The sequence below is a fragment of the Rhodopirellula maiorica SM1 genome, from assembly GCF_000346295.1.
GTDB classification, from domain to species: domain Bacteria; phylum Planctomycetota; class Planctomycetia; order Pirellulales; family Pirellulaceae; genus Novipirellula; species Novipirellula maiorica.
On sequence record NZ_ANOG01000451.1, the window covers coordinates 1 to 9348 of the forward strand.

Genomic DNA, 9348 nt, shown 5'->3' on the forward strand with positions numbered 1-9348 from the left:
TTCTTTGTAAAGACTTGGGTGTGAAGCTCGAGAACATCGAACTTGCCGATCTTGGACGAGCCAAAAAAGTACATCATCGACAAAGAAAACACCACGATCATCGAGGGGGCCGGCAAAACCGAGAATATTCACGCTCGCATCAAGCAGATCGAGACCGAGCATGACAAGGCGACAAGCGATTACGATCGCGAAAAATTGCAAGAACGCAAAGCGAAACTGGTGGGCGGGGTGGCCAAGATCAGCGTTGGTGGTGCGACCGAAGCTGAAGTCAAAGAAAAGAAGATGCGTTACGAAGACGCATTGTCGGCCACGCGTGCGGCGGTCGAAGAAGGTATCTTACCCGGCGGCGGCGTGGCACTTGTGCGAGCGGCCAGCCAGTGTGACGGCACAAAACTAAGTGACGATGAACGCGCCGGTTACAACATCGTGCTGAAAGCTTGTCGCGCTCCGATGACTTGGATTGCCGAGAACGCAGGCCAAGACGGATCTTTAGTTTGCGAGAAAGTGACTGCCGAGCAAGGCAACTACGGCTACAACGCTGCCACGAACACTTATGAAGACCTAGTGGACAGCGGCGTCATTGACCCCACCAAAGTGGTCCGCACGGCACTCGAAAATGCATCGAGTGTCTCGACATTGTTGCTAACCAGTGATGCGTTGATCGCAGACAAGCCCAAGCTGGAAACGAAGTCTGCCAAGGGGCACGGCGGTGACTATGACATGTACTAGTCGCTGCTGAGTTTCGACTACTTCGCGTACTCCTGCGCACGCCGTCGTTGCCCCTTTTGGCATCGGCGGCGTTTTTCTTTTTGCAGATCGACGCGGACTATGACGTCAAAATCAGGCCTTTTGTACGCGGCAACCCCATGGATTGCGACGCATCGTTAAGCAGGTAGATAAAATTGTTTTTGGCCATTAACTGTCCTAGCGTTAGTCGTGGATTATTCATCGAGAGACGACGACGGACGTTGGTTGGAAAGTTAAGAGTCAGCGAAACGATTTTAAGCGACTCTGTTTCTTCTGGCCGAGATTGCGATTCATCGCGACTTACTGACATGACGGGACTCGTCACCTCGTCCACGACGGTGAAGACACTTCATCTCAATAACTTTGCAACAATATCCTAACGACGGCGATCAGTCGACAAAGTTTAAGCCAACAATTCTTTGATGACCGATCCGCCGAATTGGGACAGCTGTTTGTGGCGACCGGCGTGGTAATAGGTCAATCGATTATCATCCAGCCCCAGTAAATGTAATAAGGTGACATGGACATCGCGGATGTGATGGACGCACTCGACCGCTTCGCTGCCGATTTCATCGGTTGCACCGACCGTGTGACCGGCCCGAATACCGCCGCCGGCAAACCACATCGTCATCGCTTTCGCATTGTGATCGCGACCGTAGGATTGACCGCCGCCGCGAAGCCCATTATCGGGCGTGCGTCCGAATTCGCCGCACCAAACCACTAGGGTGTCCTTAAGCATGTCACGCTGTTTTAAATCACGAAGCAATGCCGCAATGGGCTTGTCAACGCTGCGAATCAGCGAACCATGAGCCTTTTCGATGTAGTCGTGGCTATCCCAATTTCCGGCGTAGGCCTGGACAAATCGCACGCCCTTTTCGACCAAACGACGAGCGAGCAAACACTTGCGTCCAAAAGCGTCCGTCTTGGCATCACCGATTCCGTAGGCATCCAAAGTTTGCGACGATTCACCGTCGAGATCGATCACTCCAGGAACTTCGGTCTGCATCGAGTAGGCGAGTTCGTAGCTGTCCATGCGTGCTGCCAAATCGCTGCGAGTTGGATGAGTTTGCAGATGCTGTCGATTCAACTCCGCCAGTAGGTCCAAGTTTATGCGTTGCCGGGCCTTCGTGATCCCGCTGGGAGGTGCAAGGTCCAAAACCGGACTGCCTTCGGAACGAAGCGGAGTGCCTTGAAAATTGGCTGGCAAAAAGCCATTACTCCAATTCCCCGCGCCCCCTTGCGGGTAACTCGTTCGTGGCAAGACGACAAAACCGGGCAGGTTATCGTTTGCCGACCCCAAACCGTAGGTTACCCAAGAACCGACTGCGGGATCGCCCCCAAATTGATTGCCAGTATTCAATTGGTAGCAGGCTGTGGGGTGATTAACCGATTCAACCTGGGCGCCCCGATAGAAACAAATTTCGTCCACCATTTCCTTCAAATGCACCCACGGCGTGGAGATATCCGCGCCGCATTGGCCTGCTTTTACAAAGTCAAAGGGACTTTTGACAAAGTAACGTTTGCCGGAGGACATTGCACTTTCCATCTCACCGCTACGAGTGAACGCTTTCAAGTGCTGGTTGGCCAACTCAGGTTTCGGGTCAAAGGTATCGAGGTGCGATGGACCACCTTCCATCATCAAAAAAATGCATCGTTTTGCCTTGGCCACGTGGTGCGGTTCCGATTCTTCGGCGTGAACCATAGACGTTAGAGCGATGGAACCTAACCCCGCCCCGAACCCGAACAACGCTTTGCGGCGATTTGGTTTAACGATGGTATGATTCATGATTTGCTGCGTTGCGAGGCGTTGTACAGGATGCCAGCCTGTTTTGTATTCTTTCCTGCAGGGTGGCAGCCTGCACTACGAGGGGCAATTCAATCCAGATACGCAAACTCGTTCGTGTTCAGGATGACCAACAAGACATGGGCCAAGCCCCGAGTGTTAGCGTCGACGTTGGCCGGCCCAAGGTCAGACACGTAGGATTTGTAAGCGGGTAGGATCTCTTCAAAGCGATAGGGCTCACCCGTCTTCTCTGCCATCACCGTGCGTGTGATGCGATCGAGAAAGGTTGGACGTCGATAGGTCTTGCTCGACTCTTCGTCACGAGCTGTTTGCCAATGAGCTAGACAGAGGTTGAGTTCACGGTCGTTTGGTTCGCGGGCCAATGCCAACTGGAAGGCACGACGCAGTGTGGCTTCGTCCGCCCCCAATTCCTCGGTGATTAAACGATTCGCGAAGGCGATTGCCCGGTCAAAAACCTCTTGCGAATTGAGCAACGTCAACGCTTGTGGTGCCACGGTAGACGTCTCTCGTAGTTCACAGGACTTGTCCGGTCCCGGTTGATTGAACGTTTCCATGAATGGATCTCGCAGTCCGCGAATGCGCTCGGCATACAGGGTTCGGCGGTTTCTCTGCTGCGGCAGCGGGTCGGGTTCGTAAACCGATGCTGCGCCTCCCATGATCTGGCGCGGCTGAAACGCGACCTCGAGATTAATATCAGGACGACAGGGGATCCCGCCAACCGATCGTTGGAGTTCACCGCTGACCGAAAGCATCGCGTCTCGCAGTTCTTCCGCCGTCAACCGTCGCGGTTGGAAGGTTGCATAAAGTTGATTCAGAGGATCCTTTTCTTGAAGTTTGCCAGGATCTGGGTGCCGAGTGCTGCGGCGGTAGGCAGCAGACGTGACAATCAATTGATTCAATTTCTTGATCGAGCCTCCATGGTCTATGAACCATGCTGCCAAATAGTCCAGCAATCGAGGATGGGTCGGAAACCTTCCGGTCCCGCCAAAGTTGTTCGGGTTTGCTGCGATTCCTTTGCCGAAGTGCCATGACCATACACGATTGACGATGACTCGCGCGGTCAGCGGATTCGACGGATCGACAATCCAATCGGCCAATGCTCGTCGGCGATGACCTTTCTCACTGGGGAAATCCACCATATTCATTTTACCGAGCGACTCGGCCGCACTGAGGGCACCGGGAGTGACGACGTCGCCGGTCGCGTACACGTTTCCGCCGCTGTGGATGACATCCCGTTCAATTTCGCCTTTCTTCCAGCGATCGTTGGGCACGTTAATTCGGCCGCTAATGTTTTTTCGTGAAATGGTCGCTCCGGTGTAAACGGACAAAGCAATTGGTTTGCTGCGGTCACGCTCGATACGGTGCCGCAAGATGTTTTTTGACATTCGAGCAAGCGATGCTTCGTCACCAGGGTCCAGCCCATTGTCGCCAACCTTGGCGTTGCCAGATTCCTGACGTTTCCGCTGCTGGATCTTTGCAGAAAGCTGTTCTCTCTGTTTCTCGTATGCAGCGATTTTGGCCTCAACCCATTCCGAATCCGCCGCGAACCCTTGCTGGTTCTCTTGGTCCAAGAATGCCGCGTCACGTTCAGCAAATTGAGTGGTCGAGAAGACTGCCATCATGCGGTAGTAGTCACGCGTCGGCACCGGATCGAATTTGTGATCATGACATTTGCAGCACGACATCGAATGCGCGACGAAGGTTTGGCCCACCGTGTCCGTCACATCGTCCAACCATTGACCGCGAGTTTCCTTGAACACACTCATACCGGTTTGTTCCCAGGGCCCCATGCGTAGGAAGCCGGTTGCGATCAGGTTTTCGACATTGGTTTCATCGATCTCGTCGCCGGCGATCTGCTGACGCACAAACTGCGCGTACGGTTTGTCTTCGTTGAACGAGCGAACGACATAGTCACGGTACCGCCATGCGTTGGGTCGGCTGTAATCGTTGGCGAAACCGGCGGTATCGGCATAACGGACGACGTCAAGCCAGTGCGTTGCGAAGTGTTCGCCGTAATGCGGCGAAGCCATCCATTGTGCAGCGTAGCTGGCGACCGCGGCGTCTGCATCCGCTTGGTAGTCCGCTGCGAATCGCTGCACCTCGGTGGGAGTGGGAGGCAATCCGGTTAGTCCAAAGCGGATCCGGCGCACCAGTGCGGTGGCATCCGCGGGCGGCGCAGGTGTCACGGCGAGTTCGGCCAGTTTTTTGTCGATAAACCAGTCGATCGGATGATGACCGTCCGGTACGTCCTGTTTCTTAATTGGACGGTAAGCCCACAGTTGTTCCGGTGCATAACGTCGGTTTTGCCATGCATCCGAGAGAGCACGGGAAACCACGACTTGTTCGCCCTCGGCATACGCTTTTTGAATCCGTTTGACGCGATCGTCACTTGGCCACGGAGCTCCGGCGTCAATCCAGTCACGAAGGAACCACTGCTGTTGCTCTGATAGTTGATCCGCCTGTTTCGGCGGCATCTCGTAGTCTTCGATTCTCCGCGTCGTGCTGAGGTACAGGATGCTGTGCTGCCCGTCGCCAACGAGCACCACATCGGTGTCGAACGAATCTCCGCCGGCTAGCACGCCGTCGCGCGATCGCAGATCTAAACCGCTTTCGATTCTGTCTGGATCTTGGCCATGACAAGCGAGACACTTTTCCTCGAGCAGCGGTTTGACGTGGAGGGCAAACAACTTTTCGCCCTCGCCAACGCTGTCGATATCCTCGGCCGACACTGCGGTGCCAAAGAAAACGAAAAACGTTAGGAGGAGTATTGGTTTCATAAGTAGCACAGGCTGCCAGCCTGTATGATTTTTAGACATTGCAATTCTTATGCAGGCTGGCAGCCTGCACTACGTTGTGGGTAACCAAGCGGTGGTTTCGCCATCGATTAGGAACCGATCATGGCACGAGCACCACGGCCAATCTTCATGTCGTGAAACCAAACCCGCGGTCGCGGGATTGGCACGGATGTAGTTAGTGATTCGCTCAAGTTCATCATCATTGCGTGCCCAGTGGTCGTAGGACTCGGGCTGCCAAAACGTCCCTGTCCGATGCAGCACACGGTTTGCCATGTTCGCAGTATAACTCTTCAAGCTGTGCATGATTGTTGAAAGCGGACTTCCCGCATCAGCCCTCTCGCCAACGACGATCTCCGCATTCGCATCAAGCGGAAGTGAAACTTCCTGTGGGCTTGGCGTCAACAGTAGGTGCACGTGATTGGGCATCACGCAATAGGCATGTAAGTGGTACTTGTTTCCGTCATGGTGATAAAAGTTTTGGCGTAACATTGACGCAATGCGTGGGTTACGAAGCCAATCCATGTTCGACAGCTGATCAAGATATTTTTCATACGCGACAAACAGTAGTCGGTTGACGTGGCAACGATATTCGGCGGGTGGGCGATCAGGTGGTTTGGCGAGTAATTGATCTCTGCGTTTGTTCAGATCATGAACGACGGTAACCGGCAGACTTCCCGCAAGCCGGTAGGTGACGAAATGCGCGGCCCCTGAGACGTACCAGTGCGGCAACGATCGCTTGTGGATCAGTTCCATGGCTGGGGTTCCCATCGTAGCACAGGCTGCCAGCCTGTAAGATTCTTAAACATTGCAATTCTCATGCAGGCTGGCAGCCTGCACTACGGGGTATTATACCGAATGCCGCGAGGGGGAAGCTCACGCAATTGGATACGACGAAGTCGCCAACTTCCGGGCGTTTCCACGCCGAGAAAGGGCTCGCTCGTCAGCGTCTGGCCTTCGCGAACCACTCCGACATCACTGAGCACGCCCGACTGGTCTTGCGAATCGATGTCCGCATCGCCGCAGTAAATGTTCAGCGGAGCGTTGTCACCGGTCTGGTGGAATCCGCCACAGGGCTGGCCGCCGGCGAACAATGACATCCTTTGTGGGATTCGCTGATCGGCTGCTCTTATTGGCTAATGTTGTTGCTTTGACGTTTGCCAACGACGGCCACGTCGTATTGATGATCGTATCGCGCGATCGACCGATCTGCATAAGAAAGGTGGAAATTCCAAGGCGGGGTAAAACGTCATGACCGGATGATTGGGGCGTTTCAATGTGATTTGCGAAGCGCCGAGGGTAAAAAAGGGCGATTGGGGCGGCAAAAAAATACACCTCATCGATGCTGAAGGTTTTGACTTGCCCGTGTCCATCGGTCATACTGCCACTCCCGCCTGACTTACCCTGCCCCGCCACCTCTCGGCGACGTATCAACATGAAGTTCTTGATCCACGCCCTGATCCGTGTTTGCATCCCCGTTGGCATCTTGATCGCCGGTGGATATGGCTTTGCGGTGTTGTCCGTCGACACGGCCCAAGAGCCTAGCGAGCCCGCCGAAAAACAGGTGCTGCGCAGCCACGTCTGTTCGCTTGATACACGCGATTTTGCGGTAAAAATTGAGACTCATGGCGTTGTCGGAGCGCATAACCACGTTACCCTCAGCGCCGAAGTCACCGGGACAATTCGCCAGACGCAAACGGCCTTCGAAGCCGGTTCGTTCTTCAAGGCGGGCGACCTGTTGTTAGAGATGGATGACCGCGACTATCAAACGGCGCTGGACATTGCTCGCGAGCAACACAAACTCGCCAAAGCGACGCTCAGCTTAGCCCAAGCGGCGAACGATCGGATGCAACAGCTCGTGCGTCAAGACAGTGCATCGACGTCCGAAGCGGATGCCAGTTTCGCATCGCTTGTTCAGGCACAATCGCAAGTTGAGGTGACCGCGTCGGCAATCGAACAAGCTGAACGCGATCTGCAGCGCACGAAAATCTATGCACCTTTTGATGGTCGCGTCGTGTCGAAAGAAATCGGAGTCGGGGAATTGGTTAGCCCTGGCACGGTGCTGGGGGAAGTGTTCGCGGTGGATTACGCCGAGGTGCGTTTGCCGATCGCAGGTCGTGAATTGCGTCATTTAAAGTTGCCTGAAATGGAAGGCGACGCTCCGATCGATGTCGAATTACGCAATGCAATTGACACCTCATCGGACAGCGTATGGCGTGCAAAGATCGTTCGTACCGAAGGCACGCTGGATGCCGATTCGTTGGAACTATTTGCGATTGCGAGAATCGACGATCCTTTTTCGCTACACAGTGACCATCCCGTGTTGCGAATTGGTCAACCGGTCGTGGCGACGATTTTCGGTAAGACGTTGAAAGACGTGATCGCGCTTCCTCGCGGAGCCGTCCGGCGGTTGGATAAGGTTTATCTGATTGACCAACAGAAACTGACACTGCGATCATTGACCATCGATCCACTTTGGTCCGATGCCGAACATGTCATTGTTCCGGGGCAAACGATTCGCAACGGAGAGCTGCTCGCGACCACAATGTTGGTCTATGCACCCGAAGGAAGCCCCGTCGAGATTATCCCCGAGGAAGATGGACCGGTATCGCTGGCAGGTTCACCGCCTGAAATGGAAGCGACTCCGTGATACGTTGGTTTACCAATAACGGCATCGCCGCCAATTTCTTGATGATCGCGATCATCGTTGCGGGCAGTTATGTTGCGATCAACCATGTACCGCTTGAGGTCACGCCCGCGCTTAGCTGGGACACCGTGATCATCGACATGGAGTACCGTGGCGCGACGGCGAAGGACGTGGAGCGAGCGATCTTGATTCCTGTCGAGGCGGCTTTGGAAGGCGTCGAAGGCATCGAGGCGCTAAATGCCGACGGCCATCGCGGTCGTGCAAGGTTTTTTCTGCGTGCCGGCCGTGGCACCGATTTGCGAAACCTGGTGGACGACGTCAAGGCGCGGATCGACACGATTACCACGTTTCCGGTCGAGACGGAGCCGCCACGCGTCTACATTCCCGAATCAGCAAACCGCTACGACATACTACAGATCGCAGTGATGGGCAATTTGTCGGATCATGACATGCGTCGTGTTGCTCGGCGAGTTCAGCAAGATTTGGTCGAAATGCCGGGGATCAGTCGCGTCGACATTCGTGGCGCGAAAGAATCCGAAGTTTCCATCGAAGCCGACGTCGAGAAGCTGCTGGCTTACAATCTAAGTTTCCAAGATTTGGCAGACGCAATTCGCGGGTTTTCATTGGATCTTCCCGCCGGTGCGATCGACAGTGATAGCGGCACGTTTATCGTTCGCACACGCGGGCAAGCCTATTCGGAAGATGAATTCAATGACATTCCGATTCGATCGTCCTCCGGCGCCGAAGTGCGTCTCGGCGAAGTCGCTACCGTGTCGGATGGATTCGTCGAAGGTGACCAAAAAACGTTCTTCAATGGCAAACCCGCTGTCTTCGTTCCGGTGATGCGAGTCGGCGATGAAAGCGCCATCGAAATTTCAAACGCGGTCCGGGAATATGTGCGGACCGCCGCAACGCGATTCCCCGAAGGCATCGAACTTGAAATTTGGGACGACGAGTCGCTGCAAATTCGGCACCGGCTGAGCACATTGGCGTGGTCGTTACTGCAGGGCGGCTTTTTTGTGTTGTTGATCTTAGGACTGTTCATTCGACCGGCATTGGCGTTTTGGATCGTGATCGGCATCCCCGTTTCCTTTGCCGGTGCGGCGATGTTTATGCCGTGGTTTGATTTGACCGCGAATGTGATGAGTTTGTTCGGATTCATCCTTGTGACGGGGATTGTTGTCGACGATGCGATCGTGACGGGGGAAAACGTCTACTCAAAAATCATGGAAGGCATGGATCCGGTTGAAGCAGCGGTGCAGGGGACGCGTGAGGTGGCAACGCCGGTGACGTTTGGGGCACTGACGACCGTGGTTGCGTTCCTGCCGCTGATGTTCTTTGATGGCACATGGGGCGAT

The 9348-nt window shown here is 54.7% G+C and carries 7 protein-coding genes; 3 read left to right on the top strand and 4 right to left on the bottom strand.

Annotated elements, in window-relative coordinates; translation table 11 throughout:
- Positions 1-51 precede the first annotated feature (51 nt).
- Entirely contained in the window at positions 52-729 is a 678-nt protein-coding gene (locus RMSM_RS14265) for a TCP-1/cpn60 chaperonin family protein (protein WP_052031636.1), read from the top strand.
- Between the two features lie 421 nt (positions 730-1150).
- On the opposite strand, the gene RMSM_RS14275 is transcribed toward RMSM_RS14265, so the two are convergent.
- From RMSM_RS14275 to RMSM_RS14290, 4 genes are all read right to left on the bottom strand, one after another.
- Positions 1151-2533 carry a DUF1501 domain-containing protein gene (locus RMSM_RS14275; RefSeq protein WP_040766644.1) on the bottom strand — a complete coding sequence of 461 codons (1383 nt, stop codon included), beginning with the start codon at positions 2531-2533 and terminating at the stop codon, positions 1151-1153.
- 89 nt (positions 2534-2622) lie between these two features.
- A complete protein-coding gene (locus RMSM_RS14280; protein WP_008697270.1) occupies positions 2623-5328 on the bottom strand; it encodes a PSD1 and planctomycete cytochrome C domain-containing protein in 2706 nt (901 codons plus the stop codon).
- Positions 5329-5397: 69 nt separating this feature from the next.
- On the bottom strand, positions 5398-6099 hold the full coding sequence (locus RMSM_RS14285; protein WP_008697271.1) for a transposase: 702 nt from the start codon (positions 6097-6099) through the stop codon (positions 5398-5400).
- Between the two features lie 83 nt (positions 6100-6182).
- Positions 6183-6443, bottom strand: coding sequence for a hypothetical protein (locus RMSM_RS14290; protein WP_008697272.1), 261 nt, complete (start codon positions 6441-6443; stop codon positions 6183-6185).
- Between the two features lie 335 nt (positions 6444-6778).
- On the opposite strand from RMSM_RS14290, the gene RMSM_RS14295 reads away from it, so the two are divergent.
- Positions 6779-7993, top strand: a complete 1215-nt coding sequence (locus RMSM_RS14295; RefSeq protein ID WP_008697273.1) for an efflux RND transporter periplasmic adaptor subunit — start codon at positions 6779-6781, stop codon at positions 7991-7993.
- On the top strand, positions 7990-9348 hold a 1359-nt coding region (locus RMSM_RS14300), incomplete at its 3' end, for an efflux RND transporter permease subunit (protein WP_008697274.1). The genes RMSM_RS14295 and RMSM_RS14300, both read left to right, overlap by 4 nt.

What these genes read in the sequence shown, in the direction of transcription:
- RMSM_RS14280 (WP_008697270.1), bottom strand. Translation starts at nt 5,328, where the DNA reads ATGAAACCAATACTCCTCCTAACGTTTTTCGTTTTCTTTGGCACCGCA.
- RMSM_RS14290 (WP_008697272.1), bottom strand. Translation starts at nt 6,443, where the DNA reads ATGTCATTGTTCGCCGGCGGCCAGCCCTGTGGCGGATTCCACCAGACC.
- RMSM_RS14285 (WP_008697271.1), bottom strand. Translation starts at nt 6,099, where the DNA reads ATGGAACTGATCCACAAGCGATCGTTGCCGCACTGGTACGTCTCAGGG.
- RMSM_RS14295 (WP_008697273.1), top strand. Translation starts at nt 6,779, where the DNA reads ATGAAGTTCTTGATCCACGCCCTGATCCGTGTTTGCATCCCCGTTGGC.
- RMSM_RS14275 (WP_040766644.1), bottom strand. Translation starts at nt 2,533, where the DNA reads ATGAATCATACCATCGTTAAACCAAATCGCCGCAAAGCGTTGTTCGGG.